General features: G+C 74.8%; 19 protein-coding genes and 1 pseudogene. 15 read left to right on the top strand and 5 right to left on the bottom strand.

Annotated elements, in window-relative coordinates:
- The first annotated feature begins 364 nt into the window (after window positions 1-364).
- The 8 genes and pseudogenes from V6U89_RS13485 to V6U89_RS13450 all read left to right on the top strand — a co-directional run bounded on the left by V6U89_RS13485 (window position 365) and on the right by V6U89_RS13450 (window position 8,776).
- Entirely contained in the window at window positions 365-1,756 is a 1,392-nt protein-coding gene (locus V6U89_RS13485) for a hypothetical protein (RefSeq protein ID WP_334571307.1), read from the top strand.
- Between the two features lie 93 nt (window positions 1,757-1,849).
- Window positions 1,850-3,229: an efflux RND transporter periplasmic adaptor subunit gene (locus V6U89_RS13480; RefSeq protein ID WP_334571305.1), complete on the top strand. Its 1,380-nt coding sequence runs from the start codon at window positions 1,850-1,852 to the stop codon at window positions 3,227-3,229.
- Window positions 3,230-3,313: 84 nt separating this feature from the next.
- Window positions 3,314-4,156, top strand: a pseudogene (locus V6U89_RS13475) (ABC transporter ATP-binding protein); the annotation flags it as partial.
- A gap of 203 nt (window positions 4,157-4,359) precedes the next feature.
- Window positions 4,360-5,544 (top strand): ABC transporter permease, encoded by a 1,185-nt coding sequence (locus tag V6U89_RS13470; RefSeq protein WP_334571304.1) that lies wholly within the window; start codon window positions 4,360-4,362, stop codon window positions 5,542-5,544.
- Between the two features lie 254 nt (window positions 5,545-5,798).
- Window positions 5,799-6,008, top strand: a complete 210-nt coding sequence (locus tag V6U89_RS13465; RefSeq protein WP_088960133.1) for a helix-turn-helix domain-containing protein — start codon at window positions 5,799-5,801, stop codon at window positions 6,006-6,008.
- A 219-nt stretch (window positions 6,009-6,227) separates the two neighbouring features.
- Entirely contained in the window at window positions 6,228-6,329 is a 102-nt protein-coding gene (locus tag V6U89_RS13460; protein ID WP_007465623.1) for a 30S ribosomal protein bS22, read from the top strand.
- 120 nt (window positions 6,330-6,449) lie between these two features.
- Window positions 6,450-7,523 (top strand): NAD-dependent epimerase/dehydratase family protein, encoded by a 1,074-nt coding sequence (locus V6U89_RS13455; protein ID WP_334571303.1) that lies wholly within the window; start codon window positions 6,450-6,452, stop codon window positions 7,521-7,523.
- Window positions 7,524-7,888: 365 nt separating this feature from the next.
- Window positions 7,889-8,776 carry a lysophospholipid acyltransferase family protein gene (locus tag V6U89_RS13450; protein WP_334571408.1) on the top strand — a complete coding sequence of 296 codons (888 nt, stop codon included), beginning with the start codon at window positions 7,889-7,891 and terminating at the stop codon, window positions 8,774-8,776.
- A 153-nt stretch (window positions 8,777-8,929) separates the two neighbouring features.
- On the opposite strand, the gene V6U89_RS13445 is transcribed toward V6U89_RS13450, so the two are convergent.
- The 3 genes from V6U89_RS13445 to V6U89_RS13435 form a co-directional block, all read right to left on the bottom strand.
- On the bottom strand, window positions 8,930-9,805 hold the full coding sequence (locus V6U89_RS13445) for an HAD family hydrolase (protein WP_334571302.1): 876 nt from the start codon (window positions 9,803-9,805) through the stop codon (window positions 8,930-8,932).
- 104 nt (window positions 9,806-9,909) lie between these two features.
- Window positions 9,910-10,782 (bottom strand): DUF5667 domain-containing protein, encoded by an 873-nt coding sequence (locus tag V6U89_RS13440; protein ID WP_334571301.1) that lies wholly within the window; start codon window positions 10,780-10,782, stop codon window positions 9,910-9,912.
- A gap of 232 nt (window positions 10,783-11,014) precedes the next feature.
- Window positions 11,015-11,947 (bottom strand): ECF subfamily RNA polymerase sigma factor, BldN family, encoded by a 933-nt coding sequence (locus V6U89_RS13435; protein WP_334571299.1) that lies wholly within the window; start codon window positions 11,945-11,947, stop codon window positions 11,015-11,017.
- 371 nt (window positions 11,948-12,318) lie between these two features.
- Between V6U89_RS13435 and V6U89_RS13430 the strand changes: the two genes are divergently transcribed.
- Genes V6U89_RS13430 through V6U89_RS13420 form a run of 3 tightly spaced genes read left to right on the top strand, consistent with a single transcriptional unit; the run spans window position 12,319 to window position 14,944 of the window.
- The gene (locus tag V6U89_RS13430; RefSeq protein WP_334571298.1) at window positions 12,319-14,031 is read left to right on the top strand and encodes an AMP-binding protein; all 1,713 of its coding nucleotides are present in this window, start codon (window positions 12,319-12,321) and stop codon (window positions 14,029-14,031) included.
- Complete coding sequence (locus tag V6U89_RS13425) at window positions 14,021-14,275, top strand: glutaredoxin family protein (RefSeq protein WP_088960139.1); 255 nt, start codon at window positions 14,021-14,023, stop codon at window positions 14,273-14,275. Before V6U89_RS13430 ends, V6U89_RS13425 begins: the two co-directional genes overlap by 11 nt.
- A 21-nt stretch (window positions 14,276-14,296) precedes the next feature.
- A complete protein-coding gene (locus V6U89_RS13420) occupies window positions 14,297-14,944 on the top strand; it encodes an HAD family hydrolase (RefSeq protein WP_334571296.1) in 648 nt (215 codons plus the stop codon).
- Window positions 14,945-15,067: 123 nt separating this feature from the next.
- On the opposite strand, the gene V6U89_RS13415 is transcribed toward V6U89_RS13420, so the two are convergent.
- Window positions 15,068-15,721, bottom strand: coding sequence for a response regulator (locus V6U89_RS13415; RefSeq protein WP_088960141.1), 654 nt, complete (start codon window positions 15,719-15,721; stop codon window positions 15,068-15,070).
- A 36-nt stretch (window positions 15,722-15,757) separates the two neighbouring features.
- Window positions 15,758-17,044, bottom strand: a complete 1,287-nt coding sequence (locus V6U89_RS13410) for a sensor histidine kinase (RefSeq protein ID WP_210773610.1) — start codon at window positions 17,042-17,044, stop codon at window positions 15,758-15,760.
- Window positions 17,045-17,476: 432 nt separating this feature from the next.
- Between V6U89_RS13410 and V6U89_RS13405 the strand changes: the two genes are divergently transcribed.
- The 4 genes from V6U89_RS13405 to V6U89_RS13390 are packed head-to-tail and all read left to right on the top strand — an operon-like array spanning window position 17,477 to window position 22,156.
- Window positions 17,477-18,247, top strand: a complete 771-nt coding sequence (locus V6U89_RS13405; protein WP_334571293.1) for a redox-sensing transcriptional repressor Rex — start codon at window positions 17,477-17,479, stop codon at window positions 18,245-18,247.
- On the top strand, window positions 18,244-19,614 hold the full coding sequence (locus V6U89_RS13400; RefSeq protein WP_334571291.1) for a glutamyl-tRNA reductase: 1,371 nt from the start codon (window positions 18,244-18,246) through the stop codon (window positions 19,612-19,614). The genes V6U89_RS13405 and V6U89_RS13400 overlap by 4 nt, the downstream gene beginning before the upstream one ends.
- Complete coding sequence (gene hemC, locus V6U89_RS13395) at window positions 19,611-20,579, top strand: hydroxymethylbilane synthase (RefSeq protein ID WP_334571290.1); 969 nt, start codon at window positions 19,611-19,613, stop codon at window positions 20,577-20,579. Before V6U89_RS13400 ends, hemC begins: the two co-directional genes overlap by 4 nt.
- A complete protein-coding gene (locus tag V6U89_RS13390) occupies window positions 20,576-22,156 on the top strand; it encodes a uroporphyrinogen-III synthase (protein WP_088960146.1) in 1,581 nt (526 codons plus the stop codon). The genes hemC and V6U89_RS13390 overlap by 4 nt, the downstream gene beginning before the upstream one ends.
- Window positions 22,157-22,160: the final 4 nt, after the last annotated feature.

Genomic DNA, 22,160 nt, shown 5'->3' with positions numbered 1-22,160 from the left:
GTGGGCGGCCCGTCCACGGCACCCCACCTGCGGTGGTCGCGCCCTGTCGATCTGATGTCGTAAACGATTCGGGCCACCCCTGACGCGCGGCTGTGGTCCGGCGGCCAGCCGGGTAGCGGCCCGTCTCTGTCGGACGGCAGCCGGCTCCGTCGCAACGCCACCGGAGCCGGCCTTCCGTGAGTCGTTAACGTCATCAGCTCGATAGGCGAGTAGACACCCCCTTCCGACGCCGCCCCGGTCACTGTCCGTGTGCACGCCACCGTCCTGCGGCAGAGGGTTCCACCGGGTGTGCAGGCCCGCCGGCATGCTGCCGACGCGCGGGCGGCTCTGGCCGGATCGCCCCGATTGGTCGTACCCTTCGCCGGTGACCGACGGGGTGGACGAGCCGCGCCTCACCGACGGGGCCGACGAGTCGCGCCCTACTGACGGGGACGAGTCGAGCCCGACTGCACGGGTGGACCAGCCGCCCCCGACCGCCGGGGTGGGCGAGCCCGGCTCACGCCGCCGCTGGCCGCTCTGGGTCGCGGTCGCGGTGGTGCTGGCGGTGGTGGGCTGCGGCGTACCGGCGGCGCTGCTGGCCGGCTTGGTCGATGGCACCCCCGAGCGCGCCCCGGTGGATCGCTCCGCCACCCGCCCGCCCGATCCGGCCACGGCGGCTGCCCGCCGGATGGGCGACCAGCTCTCCGCCCAGCTCGCCCGGCAGGCGGACGCCCTGCTCGGCGGCGATCGGCGCGGTTTCCTCGCCGTCGCGGACCCCGCCGCCCGCGCCGATCTGGGCCGCCGCTTCGCCGCACTGCGCGCGCTCCGGGTGACGGTGTGGCGGGCCGAGCCGTCCGGGCTGCCCATCCCGGTCGCCGGGCAGGCGGGGCAGTGGCGGCAACTGGTGACCTTCCGGTACTGCTTCCTCGTGCCGAACTGCGCGCCCAGCCCGGTCCTGATCGGCACCCGCTGGCGGGAGAACGGCGGCGTACCGCTGCTGGTCGCCGTCGAGGAGTCTCGCTCCGCGCAGGCCGGGGTCCGCCCCTGGGAGGTCAGCGACCTGGTCGTCGCCGTCGGCCCGCGCACCATGGTGGCCACCACCCCGGCGTTGCGCGGGAAGCTGCCCGGCCTGCTCGCCGAGGCCGAGGCCGCGGCGACGGTCGCCGACCGGTACGCGGTCGCCGGCCCACCGCCGGACCGCTACCGGATCTTCTACGCCGGCGGCCCCGAGTGGCGACGCTGGTACGGCGGTGGCCGACCGAAGTGGACCGCCGGGTACGCGGTCACCGTCGGCGGCGGCCACCACGAGGTGGTGCTCAACGCCGACGGGCTGACCGCCACCGCCACCGGTGAGCTGCTGCGGCACGAGCTGACCCACGCCGCCTCGCTGCCGGCGCGGGGCTACCCGGGCAAGCAGACCTGGTGGCTGGTGGAGGGGCTGGCCGAGTACGCCGGTGCCGACGGGGCGCCGGTGAGCCGCTACGAGGGGCTGGACGAGGCCGGGCAGCTCGTCGCCGGCGGGTGGAACGGCCGGCTGGACGCCCTGACCCCGGCCGACGCCGCCCCGGCCGACCGGGTCGGCGGCAGCTACGGGGTCGGCTACCTGGCCGTCCGCCACCTCGTCGACCGGTACGGCGAGCAGCAGGTGCTCGACTTCTTCCGGGCCGTGGTGCACGACCGGCGGTCGCTGGACGACGCGTCCGAGCAGGTTCTCGGCGACCCGTGGACCGCCCTGCACGACGAGTGCGTCGCCTACGTCCGGACGATCGTCCGATGACAGGGGACCGACTCTTCGCCGGGTGGACGCGGGCCGGCCGGTAGGCCGATCGCGCCGTTCGGCGTCGTATCGACGCGGGGCTAAGGTTGGCCCGTGCGCCGCCCCGATTCGCCGCGGCCCCCCGTAGCCACGCGGCCCCGCCTGCTCACCGCCCTGCTCGCCGTCGTCGTCCTCACCGGCACCACCGCCGCCTCCTGCGGGGACGACGAGTCCACCGTCGCGCTGGCCCCGGCCGGCCGGGCCGCCGTCGCCGAGGTGATCGACGCTCCGGCCACCGTGACCGCCCGCGCCGCGGCCACCCTGACCGCACCCGCCGACGGCACCGTCAGCAGTCTGCGGGTCCAGCCGGGCCAGCGGGTCAGGCGCGGTCAGGTGCTCGCCGTGATCAACTCCCCGTCCGCCCAGGAGCGCCTCCGCCAGGCGCGCGACGCCCTCCGGGCCGCCGAACGGGCCGGCCGGGGCGTCGGCGTGGGCGACCTGGGCATCCGCCGGCGCGGCACCGACCAGGCCGCCGACGAGGCGTTCGACGCCGCCCGGAACGCCGCCGGGAAGATCGCCGACCAGCAGGTACGGGACGCGCTGCTCGCCCAGGTGACCTCCGCCCAGCAGCAGTACGCCGCCGCGGCGCGTACCGCCGACCAGGCCGTCCGGTCGGTGCAGCGGGGCGTCGCCGGTCTCAACTCGGCGGTCGGCGCGCTGTCGGCCGCGCAACGGCTCCAGGCCCGGCAGGCGTACGACCTGGCGAAGGCGACCGTCGACGCGCTGACCCTGCGCGCCCCGATCGGGGGAGTCGTGCAGCCCGGCGGCGCCCCGGGCGGCGGTGGCACCGACCTGTCCGCCCTGCTCGGCGGCGGGCAGGTGCCGGCCGGGATCGATCCGTCGGCGCTCACCCCGTCCCGCGCCGGCCCACCGCCGGGCGTGGACGACGCGGTGGTCGCCGGCGGCCGGGTCACCGCCGGCACGCCCGTGCTGACCATCGTGGACACGGGCGCGCTCGGCCTGCTCGCCGAGGTGGACGAGACCGACGTGCTGCTGGTCCGCCCCGGCCTGGTCGCCGACGTCGAACTGGACGCGGTCACCGGCGCCAGCTACGACGCCACGGTCCGCTCGGTCGACGTGCTGCCCACCAGCTCCGCCCGGGGCGGGGTCACCTACCGGGTGCGGCTCGCCCTCGGTGCGGGCCGGCTCGGCGAGGGCGAGGCCGCACCGGCGCCCCGCCCCGGCATGAACGCCGTGGTGCACCTGCGGGTACGCGAGGCCGCCGACGCGGTCACCGTCCCCGCCTCGGCGGTCTTCTCCGCCGACGGCCGGGACGCCGTCTGGCTGGTCCGCGACGGCCGGGCGGACCGGGCGCCGGTGACGGTGGGCGTGCAGGGGCAGGACCTGGTGCAGATCCTCGACGGGGTGCAGGCCGGCGACCGCGTCGTGGTGCGCGGCACCGACCAGGTCCAGGACGGCCAGGAAGTCCGGTGAGCGCGAGGAGTGCGCCGGTCCCGCGAGCCCCGCAGCCGCGAACGACGGTGACCCGGTGAGCGTGCGGACCAAGCCGACGAGGGGATGGCCGTGAGCGGTCCGGCGGCGATCGAGGCGGTGGACGTCTCCCGGACGTACCAGCTCGACGGTGTCTCCGTGCCGGCGCTGCGCGGCGTCTCGCTGACCGTGGCGCCGGGAGATTACGTGGCCGTGGTCGGGCCGTCCGGCTCCGGCAAGTCGACCCTGATGCACCTGCTCGGCGGGCTGGACCAGCCCACCGGCGGTCGGCTGGTGATCGGCGGTCGCGACGTCGGCGCCCTCTCCGCGCCGGAGCTGGCGACGCTGCGCAACGAGACCATCGGCTTCGTCTTCCAGGCGTTCCACCTGCTGCCGCGCACGTCGGCGGTGGACAACGTGGCGCTGCCGCTGGTCTACCGCGGCGTCGGGGCCCGGCAGCGGCGCGAGCGGGCGGCCGCGATGCTCGGCCGGGTCGGCCTGGGACACCGGCTGGACCACCGCCCCAACCAGCTCTCCGGTGGCGAGCAGCAGCGGGTGGCGATCGCCCGGGCGTTGGTCACCGACCCGACGGTGCTGCTCGCCGACGAGCCGACCGGCAACCTGGACACGGTGACCGGCCAGGCGGTGCTGGCCCTGCTGGAGCAGCTCAACGCCGAGTCCGGAGTGGCGCTGGTGATGGTGACCCACGACAACGAGGTGGCGGCCCGGGCCCGACGGCGGATCGCGATGCGCGACGGGGTGGTGGTGTCGGACAGCGCCTCGACCGCTCATGATCGACCGGCGTCCGGGCCCGTGGCGGTACCTGACACACTGGTGGACGCTCCCAGCGCGGAGCCCCGGTCCGCGTCCGGAAGCGGCCCGGGGCGCCCGTCCGGTGGCTCCGGTGGCGCCACCGGAGCCACCGGACGCCTTCCGCGCGATCCGGCGGCCGATCGGCGTACCCCCGAAGGGGCCGGACCGGGATCCGAGGTGGACGCCGCCGACCGGCCGGGACCGGACGCGGACCGTGCGGCCGGGCCGCGACTCGGCGCGGACGCCGCGACCCGGGGCATCTCCCAGGTGGACGCGGCCGGGCCGGACCGGGTGGGCGACGAGCGGGCCGGCGGGGTGTCGTGAGGCTCGCCGAGGCGTGGCGGGTGGCGCTGGACGCGCTGCGGGCCAACCGGATGCGCAGCGCGCTGACCATGCTCGGCGTGATCATCGGGGTGGCGTCCGTGGTGTTGCTGGTCGCCATCGGCACCGGTACCAAGCAGAAGGTCGAACAGCAGGTCGAGGGGCTCGGCTCCAACCTGCTGCTGGTGGTACCGGGCCGGATCGACGTCGGCACCGCGCCGGTGGTCTCCCCGCTGACCCTCTCCGACGTCGACGCGGTCTCCCGGGTGGTCGGCGATCCCAGCCGGGTCGCGGTCACCATCGCCTCCGGCGCGACGGCCCGGGCCGGCAACCGCTCCGACTTCACCACCGTGCAGGGGGTGCTGGAGACCACCCCGACGGTCTTCACCCGCTCGCTGGCCCGGGGCCGCTACCTGACCGGTGCCGACGTGGACACCAGCCGCCGGGTGGCGGTGCTCGGCGACTCGGTGGCCCGCGCGCTCTTTCCCGACCGGGATCCGCTCGGCCAGCAGGTCGCGCTCGCCGGCGTCCGGTTCCGGGTGATCGGGGTGTTCGCGCCGCTCGGGCAGAGCCTCGGCGTCGACCGGGACGACGAGGTGCACGTGCCGGTCACCGCGGCCCAGCGGCTCTGGGGCACCCAGCGGGTGGACGGCATCGCGGTCAAGGCCCCGGACCGGGAGCGGATCGACGAGCTGGGCGACCGGATCGTCGCCGAGCTGTCCCGCCGGCACCCGGACACCGAGTTCAGCGCGGTCACCCAGCAGCAGATCCTCGGCGTGCTCGGCGACATCCTCGGCGTGCTCACCGGCGTGCTCGCGGCCATCGCCGGCATCTCGCTGCTCGTCGGCGGGGTGGGCGTCTCCAACATCATGCTGGTCTCGGTGCGCGAACGGACCCGGGAGATCGGCCTGCGCAAGGCCGTCGGCGCCCGCCCCCGCGACATCGGCGTGCAGTTCCTGCTGGAGGCGGTGCTGCTCACCGCGATCGGCGGGCTGACCGGGATGGCGCTCGGCGTGGGCACCGCGCTGCTGGTGGACGCCTTTTCGCCGATCCCGGCCGCGATCACCTGGTGGTCGCTGGCGCTGGCGTTCGGGGTGTCGGCGGCGGTGGGCATCGTCTTCGGGGTGGTGCCGGCGCAGCGGGCCGGCCGGCTCGACCCGGTGGTCGCGCTGCGGGCCGAATGAGTCCGCCGGTCGCCGTCGGGGCCTCGCGGGACCGGTGCCCGCCACCGGTCCCGGGAACGGGACGCCGCGCGCAGGCGGGGGCGAAACGGCAGGTCACGGTCGGGTGAACGGCGACCCGGGCATGATCAGTTGTACGAAGGGATCGCGCCGGTCACAGCGGCCCCGCTACCGTACTGGTAACACGCGCGTTGCCGGCCCGGACGGAAGCTCCGGTCGCTCGGTACGCGCCGGGCATGGGATGGGTCGGGTGAGCCATGGCCGGGTCGCAGTCCGACGGTCGGCTGTCGGATGTCAAGTTCCTCACCGTCGCCGAGGTGGCGTCGGTCATGCGGGTGTCCAAGATGACGGTCTACCGCCTGGTGCACAGCGGTGAGCTCACCGCGGTCCGGGTCGGCCGGTCGTTCCGGGTCCCGGAGCACGCGGTGCACGACTACCTCCGGGGCGCGTTTCAGGAAACCGCCTGATCCCTCGCCGGGCGGTGCGCCGACTGCGACGTAACGGGCATCGACGGGGGCGCGTTGGTCCTGCTGACGCACTCCGGCTACCCTGGAGCCGATCGTGACCCTCGCCGGTGAGCCCCGACGCCACCAGGCTGGTCCGGTCCGTTGTCCGCAAGCGGTCACCGGCGCCACCGACGTGGCGTCACTCGTCCGCCCCGCACGTTTGCATTGAAAGGCTGTCGTATGGGCTCGGTGGTCAAGAAGCGCCGCAAGCGCATGGCTAAGAAGAAGCACCGCAAGCTGCTGCGCAAGACCCGCGTCCAGCGTCGCCGTCTCGGCAAGTGACCGGGGCCGGGCCACGGCCCGGCTTCCGGCACCACTTGCCAACTGTCGACCCTCGGAGGCTCAGGTGATCAGGCCGCGGACGTCCCGGCTCGGTCCCGTCTGCCGGTCAGGGCGTACGAGATGACCCCCGGTGGCACCTCAGGTGCTCCGGGGGTCGTCGTCGTCACCGGGGTCGGCCGCTATCTCGGCGCGCACGTCGCCGCCCGGCTCGCCGCCGACCCGCGCATCGAGCGGGTGATCGGCGTCGACCCGGCCACCCCCGGCCCCGAGTTCACCGACCTGCTCGACCGGGTCGAGCGGGTCCGGCTCGACCTCGGCTCGCTCGGCGGGCTCCTCGTCGACCTGGACGTCGACGCCGTGGTGCACCTCGCCCTGGTCAGCTCGCCCGACCCCCAGCACGGCGGCCGGGCGGCGATGAAGGAGCAGAACGTCATCGGCACCATGCAGCTGCTCGCCGCCTGCCAGCGGGCGCCGCGGCTGCGCAAGCTGGTGGTCCGCTCCTCCACGGCCGCGTACGGTGCGTCCTTCCGCGACCCGGCGGTCTTCACCGAGGAGACCGAGCCGCGCGAGGTGCCGCGCGGCGGTTTCGGCCGCGACATCCTCGACATCGAGGGGTACGTCCGCGGCTTCCGCCGCCGCCGTCCCGACGTGACCGCGACCGTGCTGCGCTTCGCGCCGTTCATCGGCTCCACCGCCGACACCACGCTCACCCGCTACTTCTCCCAGCCGGTGGTGCCCACCGTCTTCGGGCGCGACCCGCGGCTGCAGTTCGTGCACTTCGACGACGCCTTGGAGGTGCTGCACCGGTCCATCGCCGAGGAGCACCCGGGCACCTACAACGTCGCCGGGCCGGGGGTGCTCTCGCTCTCCCAGGCGATCCGCCGGGCCGGCCGGGTCGCCGTGCCGGTGCTGGAGCCGGGCCTGTCCGGTGCCGCCGCGCTCGCCCGCAACCTCGGCTTCGGCCGCTACGGCCTCGACCAGGTCGACCTGTTCGTGCACGGCCGGGTGGTCGACACCAGCCGGCTGGAGCGGGAGTACGGCTTCACCCCGCGCTCCACCGCCGCCGCGTTCGACGACTTCATCCGCGCCCACCACGGCGGAGTGGTGCTCACCCGCAACACCCTGGCCACCGCCGAGCAGCTCGTGCTGGAGAGCATCCGTCAGGTCCGGTCGGCCGTTCGGGAGCGCTCGTGAGCCGGTCCGAGGAGCGGCCCGACGGTCGGTACGACGTACCGCTGACCGTGGCCGGGCCGGGCGGTCAGCCGACGCGAAGCAACGGGCACCGGCGTACCACGGCCGCCGCCGCCGCGGAGCCGGCGGCCCTGACCGAGCCGGACACCTCCGCCACCGACGAGCCGATCCCGTCCGCCCGGACGGGCGCGAACCAGTCCACCAGCGACGAGCCGTCCGCCGGGACCGACGAGCCCGGCACCGCCGCCGACGAGCCCGGCGCCCGGAGCGACGAGCCCGGCACCGGGGCCGACGAGCTGAACATCGGGGTCGACGAGCCGGCGACCGGGGCGCGGAACCGGTCCACCCATGGCGACGAGGCCGGGCGGGTGCCGGCGGACGCCCCGACCGGGGCGGCGGTGCCGGACCGGCCGGGGGACCACTGGGACCGCAGGGTCGCGGCCGGCCTGGCCTTCCTGCGCCGACGGCTCTCCGGCGAGTACGAGGTCGACGAGTTCGGCTTCGACCCGGACCTGACCGACTCGGTCTTCCACCCGCTGCTGCGCCTGCTCTACCGGGACTGGTTCCGCACCGAGGTCACCGGCCTGGAGAACGTGCCCGGCGACGGGGCGGGTCTGGTCGTCGGCAACCACTCCGGCACGGTCGCCCTGGACGCGCTGATCCTCTCCACCGCCCTGCACGACCAGCACCCGGCGCGCCGCTACCTGCGGCTGCTCGGCGCCGACCTGGTGTTCCGGATGCCGGTGGTCTCGGAGATCGCCCGCAAGACCGGCGGCACGGTCGCCTGCAACCCGGACGCGGAGCGGCTGCTCCGCAACGGTGAACTCGTCGGCGTCTTCCCCGAGGGCTTCAAGGGCATCGGCAAGCTCTACTCCGACCGCTACAAGCTGCAACGGTTCGGCCGAGGCGGTTTCGTCTCGGCGGCGCTGCGCACCGCCACCCCGATCGTGCCGGTCGCCATCGTCGGCGGCGAGGAGATCTATCCGATGCTCGCCGACATCAAGCCGCTCGCCCGGCTGCTGAAGCTCCCGTACTTCCCGGTCACGCCGACGTTCCCGTGGCTCGGGCCGCTGGGCATGGTGCCGTTGCCGAGCAAGTGGCTGATCGAGTTCTGCCCGCCGATCCCGACGGCGCACCTCACCGACTCCGCCGACGACCCGCTGGTCGTGTTCAACCTCGCCGATCAGGTCCGCGAAACCATCCAGCACACCCTCCACAAACTCCTGGAACGCCGCCCCGACCCCTTCGGCCCCTGACCCGCACCCCCGCCCGTCGCACCTCCTCGCCGAGCCGCACTTACAGAGAGAGCGTGGCTATTCCTCGCCGAATAGCCACGCTTTCTCTGTAGGTGCGCGCTTCGGTGGGGGCGGGCTGCGCGGCGGGGCGGGGTGGGTGCTTCGTGGTGGGGGTCAGGGGGTGCGGCGGCGGCGGTGGAGGGCCAGGCCGGCGCTGACCGCGCCGGCGAGCAGGCCGGCCGCGGCGGTGGAGGGTACGGCGATCTTGACGGCCCGCCGCCCGGTGCGGAAGTCCCGCACCTCCCAGCCCCGCTCGCGGGCCTGCCGCAGCAGCGTCCCGTCCGGGTTGATCGCGACCGCCCGCCCGACGGCGGTGAGCATCGGCAGGTCGTTAACCGAGTCGCTGTAGGCGGCGCAGCGCGTCAGGTCCAGCCCCTCCACCGCGGCGAGCTGGGCGACCGCCTCCGCCTTGGCCGGCCCGTGCATCAGGTCGCCGACCAGCCGCCCGGTGTACGCGCCGTCGACCACCTCGGCCACCGTACCCACCGCACCGGTCAGGCCGAGCCGAGTGGCGATCACCCGGCCGATCTCCACCGGGGCGGCGCTGACCAGCCACACCCGCTCGCCGGCGTCGAGGTGCCGCTGCGCGAGCCGGCGGGTACCGGCCCAGATGCGCGGGGCCATCAGCTCGTCGAAGATCTCCTCGGCGAGGCGCTCGATCTCGTCCACCCGCCAGCCCTCGATGAAGGCCAGGGCGGCCTCCTTGGCCTGCGACATGTCGACGGCGTTCTCGGTGGCCAGCAGCCGGAACCGGGCCTGCTGCCAGGCGAACCGGGCCAGGTCGCCGGTGGTGAAGTACTTGCGGGCGGCCAGGCCACGGGCGAACCAGTAGATCGAGGCGCCCTGCATCATCGTGTTGTCCACGTCGAAGAAGGCCGCGGCGGTGGGGTCCGGCTCGGCGGGGACGGGCCGGTCGAGCTCGGCGTCGGCCCAGCCGGCGGTGTGCCCGTGGACGTCGGTGCTGACCGTGACCTTGCGGGTGCGGGCCATCCGACCTCCCTCCGTACGACGACCGCTGCACCCCTGAGGGTAGTCGGGGGTCGGTTACGGGCGGACGTCCGAAGGCGCAACTGTGGTGTGAACGGCTCTGCCGCTCAGCGGTCGCTGGGGCAGGTCGCCGGGGCCGGGCCGAGCGCGTCGCTGGCGACCGGCGCGGGCAGGCCGCAGGCGATGGCGGCGCGCAGCGCGTCGGAGCGCTTGCGGATCGCGTCCAGCAGGGCCAGCGAACGGCGGGTCCGGTCCCGCTCGGCGCGGCTGGCCCCGTCGAGCAGGCCACCGACCGCCTTGCGCTGCCCGGTCACGAAGGTGTTCACCGCGTCCAGCCCGGCCGGGTCGGAGCGCTGGGCGGCGGTGGTGGTGAGCAGCCGCACGCCCTGGCGGGTGTCGGCGTCCATGTCGTCCAGCACCGCGCTGAACCCGGCCAGGTCGCCGCGGAGCGTGCCGGCCTCGTCCAGCCGGGTACGGGCGAAGTCGAGGAAGAGCTGGCCCCGGCTGAGGTCGGAGCCGGTCAGGGCGAGCTGGGCGCGTTCGGTGGAGCGCTTCATGCCGTACAGCGCGTCGCCGGGGACCGCGTCCTCGCTGGCGGCGGAGATGCCCGACACGGCGACGGCGCCGGCGGCGATGCCGACCAGGATGGCGCCCCGGGCGCGGATCTGACGGGCGGTCACCGCGCCCAGCAGCGAGCCACGCGAAGCCGCCTCGGTCGTGCGGGCGGGTGTGGTCGTGGTCGCCGCGCCCATGCCGTCCCGCTCCGCGGTCGCCACCAGCATGGCCCGGAGCCCGCTGCGGAACTCCGCGTCGACCTCGATGTCCGGCCGCTCGGCGACGAGTCGCTGACCGACCGCCACCAGGGCGGTGAGCGACTCGTCGGCACGGGACCGGACATGGTGACGCCGGCCGCCGTTCGCCTCGTCGAGAAGCTGGGCGAAACGTGCGGCCCGACGACGGGAGAAGAGGTCACTGTCCACCGCAGGCACCCCCTCTCGCTGGTCACGGCCGCCTCGGCCGTGGTGGTTCCCAGCGACCGGCGGCGGCGTACGCCGACGGACGAAGGTGTTGGCCGGCCGCGCTGCTCCGGACCGGGTGGTCCGGGGGCGCCGGGGCAACCACCGGTCGCACCCGGAGAAACGGTCCGCGGCGGGCACGGGTTACGGGCCGGCCGCTGCCGAAATCACGAAGAGTGATCGTCGTCGCAGGGGCTCAGGGCTGGAAACCGTCCGGGAGCAGGCGGGCCAGGGCGCGGACGGCGCGATATTGCAACGCCTTGATCGCGCCCTCGTTCTTGCCCATCGCGCGGGCCGTCTCGGCAACTGAGAAGCCCTGCAGGAAGCGGAGCACGATGCACTCCTGCTGTTCCGGGTTGAGCTGCTTGACGGCGGTGAGCAGCGCGACGTTGGTGATGTGCTCGACCACCGCCGCCTCGGGGCTACCCTCCGGGCCCCGGTCCTCCCGGTCGGCGTCGAGCACGTCGCCGGTGGTGACCTCCAGCCGGTAGCGGCCGGACTTGAAGTGGTCCGCCACCAGGTTGCGGGCGATGGTGACCAGCCAGGCGCCCAGGTCGCGGCCCTGCCAGGTGAAGCTGCCGATCCGCTTGAGCGCCCGCAGGAACGTGTCCGAGGTGAGGTCCTCGGCCAGTTGGCGGTTGCCGACCCGGAAGTAGACGAAGCGGAAGACGGTGTCGACGTACCGGTCGTAGATCAGGCCGAACGCCTCGGCCTCGCCGGCCTGCGCGCGCTCCACCAGCGCCCAGACCTCGGTCGCCGGGTCGGACGGGTCGGGCCGGCTGGGAAATCCGGTCGCCGGCGTCGCGGTCGCCGGCACGGCCGGCAGCACGGCGGTGTCGGCGGCGGGCACGGCCGGCAGCACGGCGGTCTCGGCGCCGGACGGGTCGGTCACCGCCGGCGGCTCGCCGACCCGCCGGCTCTGCACCGGCATGGTCGGGCGGGCCGGGGACGCGACCCGGCCACCGGCCGGTTTCGCGTTCCCACCGGGTACCGCCGGCCGGGCCGGGGCCTCGTTGTGCCGGTTGCGCCGATCGGAGCCGTGCCCCGGGTCCAGCCGCTCGTTGGGCGACGTCCGGGGTGTCGGGCCGGTCAGGCCGGCGGGGCGCTCCGCGTAGCCGAAGGTGGTCACCGCGCCTCCCCGGTCCGCGCGCCGGCCGACCGGGCGGTGCGGCGACGGGTCGCCGCGGCGTCCGGTCCGCCCCGGGCGGGCAGGGTCGCACAGGGGTGTGCCGACGTGCGGCAGATCCCCCTGAGGTGCTGGTCCAATGCGCTCACAGGCACGGGGGCCTCCTCGGGCTGAGGGGTGTCGACTCACGGCAAATGGGGTGAGCCGACCCGAGTGATGATAGGGCCAACGTCACCCGCGCGTGGCAAGTCCGTTACACAGGGCCAAAGTATTTCCGGCCCCGTCGCACAGATGGCGGACCAGTTGTCCGTCGTGTGCGGTTGACTTTCACGTCGCGCCTTGATCCCGAGTGGAAAGTCCAGGTCGGACCGGAAATGAACCGGCTTCGGCGTGTCGGCGTGTCGCCGGACCGGCGGCGTGCCCCCCGACGCAAGCATGGTCCCTCCGGGGCTGCTGTGCCAGACTCAGCGACCGTGCAGGACGCCACCGACAGCTCCGCGCCCGACCTCGCCGACCGGCTCCGCCGAGCGGCCGCCGACCACGGCGACCGACCCGCGCTGCACTGGCGCGAGCAGACCCTGACCTGGTCCGAACTGGACGCCCGGGTGACCGCCGTGGCCCGGGCGCTGGCCGCCGCCGGGCCGGCCGTGCCGACCGACCCGCCGGCGCGGGTGGCGATCGCGTTGCCGAACACGCCGGACTTCGTGGTCGCCTACCTGGCCACGCTGCGCGCCGGGCTGGTCGCGGTGCCGGTCAACCCCGGCCTCACCGCCCGCGAGCTGCGGCACGTGCTCGCCGACTCCGGCGCGACGCTGCTCTGCGGCACCGAGGCCGTCCGGGACCGGGTGGCCGGTCTCGAGCTGCCGGCGCTCACCGCCGTGCACACCACCCCGCCCGAGGAGGCGGGTGAACTGCCGGCGCGCCCCGGCGGCGACCTCGCGGTGCTGCTCTACACCTCGGGCACCGAGGGGCAGCCCAAGGGCGCGATGCTGTCGCACCGGGCGCTGGCCGCCAATCAGGACCAGGTGGGCCGGATCTCCCCGCCGGTGGTCGGGCCCGGGGACACCGTGCTGCTCGCGCTGCCGCTGTTCCACGCGTACGGGCTGAACACGGGGCTGGGGGCGGTGATCCAGCACGGCGCGACCGGGGTGCTGGTCGACGAGCTCGGCCCCGGCTGCGCGCTCGACGAGATCGCCCGGCACCGGGTCAGCGTGCTGGTCGGCGTACCGTCGATGTTCCTGGCCTGGTCCACGGCGGACGCCGACGCGGTCGTTGCGGCGATGGCGTCGGTGCGGGTCGCGGTCTGCGGCGCGGCGCCGCTGGACCCGGCCGCCGCGGCGCGCTTCACCGAGGTCACCGGGCATCCGGTGCACGTCGGGTACGGCCTGACCGAGACCGCGCCGGTGCTCACCACCACCCTGGTCGGCGGCGAGCCGAAGCCCGGCTCGATCGGCCGGCCGCTGCCCGGTGTCGAGCTGCGCCTGGTCGCCGCCGACGGGACCGACCTGTGGCGCGACGGCGTCGCGGAGCCGGACGACGACCCGGACGACGACCCGTGGCTCGCCGACTCCTCGCCCGGCACCGACCCGGGCCAGATCGTGGTCCGCGGGGCGAACCTGTTCACCGGCTACTGGCCGGACGGCCGGGGCGGCCCGGACGCGGACGGCTGGTGGGCCACCGGCGACGTCGCCTACGCCGACGACGACGGAGACCTCTTCCTGGTCGACCGGTTGGGCGAGCTGATCCTGGTCAACGGCTTCAACGTCTACCCGCGCGAGGTCGAGCTGGTGCTCGAGGCGCACCCGGGGGTGGTCGGCTCGGCCGTCCTGGGTGTGCCGCACCCGCGCACGGGTGAGACTGTGCGGGCGTACGTGGTGCCGGCGCCGGGGCGTCCGGTCACCGGCGAGGAGCTGCTCGCCCACTGCGCGCGTAACCTGGCCCGGTTCAAGTGCCCGACCGCCGTCGAGTTCGTCGACGAACTGCCGTACTCGGTGATCGGGAAGGTACGCAAGACCCAGCTGCGGTCGGCGCCGTCCCCGGCGGCGCCGCCCCGGCCCCGACGCACGGAGGTCCCCGATGTCCAGTGACGCCCGGCTCACCCTGATCACCCGGCCCGGCTGCCACCTCTGTGAGGACGCCAAGGCGGCGCTGGACCGGGTGGTGGCGGTCACCGGCGACAAGTGGGTGGAGAAGGACGTCACGGGCGACGTCGAGCTGGAGCGCGACTACGGCGACCGGCTGCCGGTGGTGCTGCTCGACGGCAAGGAGCACGGCTACTGGCGGGTCGAGGAGGACCGGCTGCTGCGGGACCTGACCACACCGCAGCTCTGAGCAGGGCCTTAGGCTGCTGCGATGAGCCCTGCGCGCGACCACCTGGTGTGGGACTGGAACGGCACCCTGCTCAACGACCTCAGCCTGGTGGTGCAGGCCACCAACGTGGCCTTCGCCAGCGCCGGCGGCCCGTCGGTGACGGTCGACGAGCACCGGGTGCGGTTCCGCCGGCCGATCGTCGACTACTACGCCGAGATGCTGGGGCGGGCGATCGACGCCGAGGCGTTCGGCGCGCTCGACCGGATCTTCCACGACGCGTACCGGGCCGGGCTGACCAGCTGCGGGCTGGCCGACGACGCGCTGGCGGCGATCGCCGCCTGGCCGGGCAGCCAGTCGCTGCTGTCGATGTGGTTCCACGACGAGCTGGTGCCGACCGTGCACACCTACGGCCTGACCCCGCACTTCGCCCGGGTGGACGGGCTGCGCGCCACGGTCGGCGGCGGCCACAAGGCGGAGTGGCTGGAGAAGCACCTGGCCGAGCTGGGCCTGGCCGGCGAGTCGGTGGTGCTGATCGGCGATTCGGTCGACGACGCGCACGCCGCGGAGAGCGTCGGCGCCCGCTGCGTCCTCTACACCGGCGGCCTCTCCGACCCCGCCGCCCTGCGCGCCACCCCCCACCCCACCGCCGACACCCTCACCGAAGCGGTCACCCTGGCCACCCGTTTCTGACCCCACCCCGGCCCCCGTCGGTCCGGCCGCGTTGATCAAGAGGTTTGCGTCAGGAATCGGCCCGGACGCGACGCAAACTTCTTGATCAACCGGGAGTCGGACTGGCGCTGGGCCGGGGGTCGGTCAGGCACGGAGGTGGGCGAGGACGGCCAGGACCCGGCGGTGGTGGTCGGTGTCCGGCGGCAGGTGGAGCTTGGTGAAGATGTTGCGGACGTGCTTCTCCACCGCGCCGTCCGTCACCACCAGGGATTTCGCGATGGCGGCGTTGGAGCGGCCCTCGGCCATCAGCGCCAGCACCTCCCGCTCGCGCGGGGTCAGCTCGCCCAGCGGGTCGTCCCGGCGGCGCCGGACCAGCAGCTGGCCGACCACCTCCGGGTCGAGCACGGTGCCGCCGGCGGCCACCCGGGCCAGCGCGTCGAGGAACTCGTCGATCGCGGCCACCCGCTCCTTGAGCAGGTAGCCGATCCCGCCGCCGCCCCCGCCCGCCGTGGACAGCAGGTCGTCGGCGTACGACACCTCGACGTACTGGGAGAGCACCAGGATCGGCGTACGGGGGACCAGCTCGCGGGCCCGGACGGCCGCGCGCAGCCCCTCGTCGGTGTGGGTGGGCGGCATCCGCACGTCCACGATCGAGACGTCCGGCCGGTGCGCCACCACCGCCTCCACCAGCGCCTCACCGTCCCCGACGGCGGCCACCACCTCGTGTCCCTGTTCGGTGAGCAGCCGGACCAGGCCCTCCCGGAGCAGTACGGCGTCGTCGGCGATCAGTACTCGCATGCCGCGGTGTCTACCACGTCCGGGCGGGTGCCGGGGTCACAGCGGCAGCACGGCCCGCACGATGGTCGGCCCGCCGACCGGGCTGTCCACCCGGAGTACGCCGCCGGCGGCGCGTACCCGGTCGGCGATGCCGGCGAGGCCGTGCCCCTTCGCCACGTGCGCACCACCGGCCCCGTCGTCACTGACGGTGACGTCGAGCTGGTCGTCGCGGCGCTGCACGGTCACCGCGCAGCCGGTCGCGCCGCTGTGCTTGGCCACGTTGGTCAGCGCCTCGGCGACCACGAAGTAGGCGGTGCTCTCCACCAGCGGGTCGAGCCGGCCCTTCGGGTTGCCCAGCCGGTCGTCGAGGGTCAGGTCGACCGGCACCAGGCTACGGCCGGCCAGGGCGGCCACCGCGCTGGGCAGGCCCCGGTCGACCAGCACCGGCGGTGCGATGCCCCGGGAAAGGGCCCGCAGCTCGGCCAGGGTGTCCCGGGTCTGGGCGATCGCCTCGTCCAGGGTCCGGGCAGCGGCCTGCGGGTCGGTGGCGAGCTGCTGCCGGGCCCGGCTCAGGTCCATCGCCAGCCGGACCAGTCGCTGCTGGGGGCCGTCGTGGATGTCCCGTTCCAGCCGGCGCAGGGCCGCCGCCTCGGCCGACACCGCCGCCCGCTTCTGCTCCTCCAGCACGGTGATCCGGTCGCGCATCTCGGCCACGCCGGTGAGCAGCCCGCGCGCGAAGCCGGCCTGGAGCAGCGCGCAGCCGCGGACCACGATCGGCAGGGTGAGCAGGAAGATCAGGCCGATCGCGGTGTTCAGGCCGATCCGGGCCACCGGCCCGTCACCGAGACCGAGCAGGTCGGCCAGGCTGCGGTCGTCCGGGCCGTAGGGGAGGGCCCAGTCGTACGCGGGGTAGAGGGTGCCGGCGAGCGCGACGACCCACCAGGCGACGGTGATGGCGAACGTGACGACCGCTACCACCGACCGGGCGATGCCGTGCGCCAGGTCGAGCCAGGACTGCCCGTCCCGGATCGGGGTGAAGATCCGTCGCCAGGCGCCGGCCGCCGGTGGCGGGGTCAGGTAGCGGGGGCGGATCCGGGGCATCCGGAGCACCGTGGGCAGCCGCAGCCGCTCCACGTCGGCCAGGCCGCGCGCGGTGTAGAGCGTGCCGGTCATGATCGGCAGGCCCACCACCAGCACCGCCAGCCCGACGCCGAGCGCGAGGCCGGCCGTCAGCACCACCAGGCCGAACAGCGCCAGGGGGAGGCCGAGCAGGACGTACCCGGTGTCGCGCATCAGTTGGCGGCTCACGCTCGGTACCGGCGTGACCGCGGTGGCGGTGGTCATGCTCCGAGGCTAGGGACGCCCGGCCCGGAATGCCCATCCGGCGGGCTGCCCCGTTCGCGGTCGGGTTGGCCCTACCCCGGGCCGGCACCGCACGCCGGGCCCGGCCGGCCGCGCCGGGTGGGACCGCTCCGGCGCTGGTGAGGAGTACGCCGCGGGCCCGCCGCGCCTTGTGTGATTGGTCAGAGAAGTCGGGATTGAGCAATAATCGCCGAGCGGCGCCGGCCAAGGCCGCCGGATCGATCTTGCGGAATGGAGGGCCTGGTGGACGGGCGTCGCGAGTCAGCAAGATCGCGATTTGTGCACGTCTTCACAAGCGCCTACTCTGTAGTTCCGACGCGCCCCGCTAGCACGGCCGACACTCTCGGCCGCGAGCGGGGGTCCCGAAACGGCCGGGCACCGGAGCTGGCCGAGGATCGCACCGCACGGAGTCTCATGAGTCAGCACCGTCACCCTGGCGCGCCCGGCCGCGCCGGTGCCGTACCGGCGCTCCCGGATCTTCCGGAGGCGACCGTCGCGCGGCTCCCCGAGTACCTCCGCGCGCTGCACAACCTCGCCGAGAGCGGTCACGAGACCGTCTCCAGCGAGGGACTGGCCAGCGCCGCCGGGGTCAACTCGGCCAAGCTCCGCAAGGACCTCTCCCACCTCGGCTCGTACGGCACCCGGGGCGTCGGCTACGACGTCGCGCTGCTGATCGAGCAGATCGAGTACGTGCTCGGGCTCACCCAGTGCCGGGCCGTCGCCCTGGTCGGAGTGGGTAATCTCGGTCACGCCCTGGCCGGCTACGGCGGCTTCGCCAGCCGTGGCTTCCGGATCGCCGCGCTCTTCGACGCGGACCCGTCCCGGGTCGGCGAGGTGATCAACGGCCTGGTCGTGCAGCACGTCGACGACCTCGCCCGGGTGGCCGCCGAGGAGTTGATCTCGATCGGCGTGATCGCCACCCCGGCCTCGGCCGCCCAGCCGGTCGCCGATCAGCTCGTCGCCGTCGGCGTGACGAGCATCCTGAACTTCGCGCCGTGCGTACTCTCGGTGCCGGAGGGGGTCGACGTGCGCAAGGTCGACCTCGCCATCGAGCTGCAGATCCTGTCCTTCCACGAGCACCGCAAGGCGTCGCTGACCGCGCTCCCCGCCACCGGCGGGTCCGCCCTCACCGCTCTGCCCGGCGGGCTCGCGGCCACCGACACCCAGGAGGCGATCGGCACGTGAAACTGCTCGTCGTCGGCGCGTCCTACCGCACCGCCCCGGTCGCCACCCTGGAACAGCTGGCGGTCGCCCCCGCCGACCTCACCCGCACGCTGGACCGCCTGGTCGCCCAGCCGTACGTCGCCGAGGCGGTGCTGGTCTCCACCTGCAACCGGGTGGAGGTCTACGCCGCCGTGTCCGGTTTCCACGGCGGCCTCGGCGACATCTGCGCCGTCCTCGCCGAGCAGGCCGGCGCCCCGCCGGCGACGCTGGCCAACCACCTCTACGTGCACTACGACGCCGCCGCGGTCGACCACGTCTTCCGGGTCGCCGCCGGGCTGGACTCGATGGTGGTCGGCGAGGCGCAGATCCTCGGCCAGCTGCGCGACGCGTACCACTGGGCGACCGGGGCCGACTCGGCCGGGCGGCTGCTGCACGAGCTGATGCAGCAGGCGCTGCGGGTGGGCAAGCGGGCGCACGCCGAGACGAACATCGACCGCGCCGGGCAGAGCGTGGTCACCGCCGCGCTGGACCTGGCCGCCGAGCACCTCGACGGCGACCTCTCCGGCCGCCCCGCCATGGTGGTCGGCGCGGGCGCGATGGGCTCGCTGGGCGTGGCGACGCTGTCCCGGCTGGGCGCCGGGCCGCTCGCCGTCACCAACCGGGGCGCCGACCGGGCGGTACGCCTGGCCGAGTCGTACGGGGCGAACGCCGTGCCGATGACCGAGCTCGTCGACGCCCTCTCCACAGTGGACATCGTAGTGGCCGCCACCGCGGCCACCGAACCGGTCCTCACCCTCGACCGGGTCACCCGGGCGCTGGCCGGCCGCGACGCCGACCGGGGTCCGCTGGTCCTGCTCGACCTGGCCGTGCCGCGCGACGTCGAGCCCGGCGTCGCCGAGCTGCCCGGCGTCGAGGTGATCGACATCGACCGGATGGCGGCGCTGCTCGCCGACGGTCCGGCCGCCGCCGACGCCGCCGAGGTCGCCCGGATCGTCGCGGGCGAGGTCGAGTCGTTCCTGAGCTGGCTGCGCGGGGCCGACGTGGCGCCCACCGTGGCCGCGCTGCGCGGTCGCGCCGACGACGTGGTCACCGCCGAGCTGCGCCGGCTCGCCCAGCGCCGCCCCGACTTCGACGACGACCAGCGCGCCGAGGTCGCCCGGACGGTGCACCGGGTGGTGCAGCGGCTGCTGCACCAGCCCACCGTGCGGGTCCGCCAGCTCGCCGCCGAGCCCGGCGGCGACCAGTACGCCGCCTTGCTGCGGGAGCTGTTCGACCTCCACGTGCCGCAGACCTCGCCGGTCGACACCGTTCCCGACGTCGTCGAGAACGCCGACGGCCGGCCATCCTTCGACGTCGTCGACGTCCCGCCCACCGGAGGTGAGCGATGAGCACGCCCCTGCGCCTCGGTACCCGGGGCAGCGCCCTGGCAATGGCCCAGTCCGGCCAGGTCGCCGAGGCCCTGACCGCGGCCACCGGCCGCGAGGTCGAGCTGGTCGAGGTGGTCACCGCCGGTGACCGCTCGGCGGCCCCGGTGCACCGGCTCGGCGTCGGCGTCTTCGTCTCCGCCCTGCGCGACGCGCTGACCGTCGGCACCATCGACCTCGCGGTGCACTCGTACAAGGACCTGCCCACCGCCGCGGCGGCCGGGCTGCACATCGCGGCGGTGCCGCCCCGGCAGGACCCGCGCGACGCGCTGGTCGCCACGGGCGGCCGTACCCTCGCCGAGCTGCCGCCGGGCGCCGTGGTCGGCACCGGCGCGTTGCGCCGGATCGCCCAGCTGCACGCCCTCGGGCTGCAGCTGGAGGTCACCCCGATCCGGGGCAACGTGGACAGCCGCCTGCGGCGGGTGCTCGGCCCGGAGGCCGACCTCGACGCCGTCGTCCTGGCCCGGGCCGGCCTGGCCCGGCTGGGCCGGACCGACGTGATCACCGAAACGCTCGACCCGATGCTGATGCTGCCCGCGCCCGCCCAGGGCGCGCTGGCGGTGGAGTGCCGGGCCGACGACCAGGACCTGGTCGAGCTGCTCGCGGTGCTCGACCACGCACCGTCCCGGGCCGCGGTCACCGCGGAACGGGCGTTGCTGGCCACCCTGGAGGCCGGATGCTCCGCTCCGGTCGCCGCCTACGCCGAACTCGCCGAGGGCGACGCCGGTGATGAGATCTACCTGCGCGGGGCGGTGATCAGCCCGGACGGCACCCGAGACCTCCGGCTGTCCCGCACCGGTACGCCCGCCGACGCGGCGGAGATCGGCAAGGCACTCGCCGCCGAACTCCTCGAACTCGGCGCCGACTCGATCCTCGGCCACGAAGGACACACCGGCCCGGGGACCCAGCAATTTGGGAGCACAGAATGACCCGCACCCGTAAGCCCGTAGGCCGGATCGCGTTCGTCGGGGCCGGTCCCGGCGACCCGGGCCTGCTGACCCGCCGGGCGCACGACGCCCTGGTCGACGCCGACCAGGTGGTGTACGACCGGGGGGTCCCCGAGTCGCTGCTCGACGCCGTCCGCGCCCAGGCCAGGTCCGACGCCCAGTTCACGCCCGCCGAGGGTGTGCCGGGCGACGTGGCCAAGGTGCTCATCTCCGCCGCCCGGTCCGGGCTGAACGCGGTGCACCTGGTCGCCGGTGACCCGTTCGGGCACGACTCGGTGGTCAAGGAGGTGCAGGCGGTGGCGCGTACCGCCGCGCACTTCGAGGTGGTCCCGGGGGTCGGCCAAGCCGAGGGTGTCGCCACGTACGCCGGTGTTCCGCTGCCGGGCGTGCGCACCGCCGCCGACGTCGAGGACGTCAGCACGCTGGACTTCGACGCGCTGGCCGCGGCCGTCGGCCGGGGCTCGTTGGCCCTCGCGGTCGACGCGGGCGACCTCGCCGCCGTCCGGGACGGCCTGCTGGCCGCCGGGGTGGACGGCACCACCGGCGTCGGGGTGACCGGCGACGGCACCGGCGAGACGCAGTACACCACCACGTCGACCGTCGACTCCTTCGTCGCGGCGGCGCTCGGCTTCACCGGCCGGGTCGTGCTCACCGTCGGTGAGGGCGTCGCCCAGCGCGACAAGCTGAGCTGGTGGGAGAATCGCCCGCTGTACGGCTGGAAGGTGCTGGTGCCCCGCACCAAGGAGCAGGCCGGTGCGATGAGCGCCCGGCTGCGCGCGTACGGGGCGATCCCGTGCGAGGTGCCGACCATCGCGGTCGAGCCGCCGCGCACCCCGGCCCAGATGGAGCGGGCGGTCAAGGGCCTGGTCGACGGCCGGTACGCCTGGGTGATCTTCACCTCGGTCAACGCCGTCCGGGCGGTCTGGGAGAAGTTCGCCGAGCACGGCCTGGACGCCCGCCACTTCGGCGGCGTCAAGATCGCCTGCATCGGCGAGGCGACCGCCGACGCGGTGCGCGCCTTCGGCATCCAGCCGGAGCTGGTCCCGTCCGGGGAGCAGTCCTCCGAGGGGCTGCTGGCCGAGTTCTCGCCGCACGACGAGATCCTCGACCCGGTGGGCCGGGTGCTGCTGCCGCGCGCCGACATCGCCACCGAGACGCTCGCCGCCGGGCTCACCGAGCGCGGCTGGGAGGTCGACGACGTGACCGCGTACCGGACCGTCCGGGCCGCCCCGCCGCCCGCCGAGATCCGGGACGCGATCAAGTCCGGCGGGTTCGACGCGGTGCTCTTCACCTCGTCCTCCACCGTCCGGAACCTGGTCGGTATCGCCGGGAAGCCGCACGCGCGTACCGTTGTTGCAGTCATCGGGCCCAAGACGGCGGAGACGGCGACGGAGTTCGGCCTGCGGGTCGACGTGCAGCCTGCGCACGCCTCGGTGCCCGACCTGGTGGAGGCGCTCGCCGCCTACGCCGTCGAGTTGCGCGAGAAGCTGGCCGCCATGCCGGCCAAGCAGCGCCGCGGCTCGAAGGTGCAGGGGCCGACCGCCCTGAGGTTCCGCTGACAGG

This window comes from Micromonospora sp. CPCC 206171 (assembly GCF_036906755.1).
Classification (GTDB): Bacteria; Actinomycetota; Actinomycetes; order Mycobacteriales; family Micromonosporaceae; genus Micromonospora; species Micromonospora purpureochromogenes.
The sequence above is the reverse complement of the archived record's forward strand: the minus strand, read 5'-3'. Positions and strand labels throughout refer to the sequence as shown.

Bases quoted from the DNA above. Each gene is read 5' to 3' on its own strand.
- V6U89_RS13465 (WP_088960133.1), top strand. From the start codon at position 5,799: ATGGCCGGGTCGCAGTCCGACGGTCGGCTGTCGGATGTCAAGTTCCTC.
- V6U89_RS13460 (WP_007465623.1), top strand. From the start codon at position 6,228: ATGGGCTCGGTGGTCAAGAAGCGCCGCAAGCGCATGGCTAAGAAGAAG.
- V6U89_RS13455 (WP_334571303.1), top strand. From the start codon at position 6,450: ATGACCCCCGGTGGCACCTCAGGTGCTCCGGGGGTCGTCGTCGTCACC.
- V6U89_RS13445 (WP_334571302.1), bottom strand. From the start codon at position 9,805: ATGGCCCGCACCCGCAAGGTCACGGTCAGCACCGACGTCCACGGGCAC.
- V6U89_RS13430 (WP_334571298.1), top strand. From the start codon at position 12,319: ATGAACCGGCTTCGGCGTGTCGGCGTGTCGCCGGACCGGCGGCGTGCC.
- V6U89_RS13425 (WP_088960139.1), top strand. From the start codon at position 14,021: ATGTCCAGTGACGCCCGGCTCACCCTGATCACCCGGCCCGGCTGCCAC.
- V6U89_RS13420 (WP_334571296.1), top strand. From the start codon at position 14,297: ATGAGCCCTGCGCGCGACCACCTGGTGTGGGACTGGAACGGCACCCTG.
- V6U89_RS13415 (WP_088960141.1), bottom strand. From the start codon at position 15,721: ATGCGAGTACTGATCGCCGACGACGCCGTACTGCTCCGGGAGGGCCTG.
- V6U89_RS13410 (WP_210773610.1), bottom strand. From the start codon at position 17,044: ATGACCACCGCCACCGCGGTCACGCCGGTACCGAGCGTGAGCCGCCAA.
- V6U89_RS13405 (WP_334571293.1), top strand. From the start codon at position 17,477: ATGAGTCAGCACCGTCACCCTGGCGCGCCCGGCCGCGCCGGTGCCGTA.
- hemC (WP_334571290.1), top strand. From the start codon at position 19,611: ATGAGCACGCCCCTGCGCCTCGGTACCCGGGGCAGCGCCCTGGCAATG.
- V6U89_RS13390 (WP_088960146.1), top strand. From the start codon at position 20,576: ATGACCCGCACCCGTAAGCCCGTAGGCCGGATCGCGTTCGTCGGGGCC.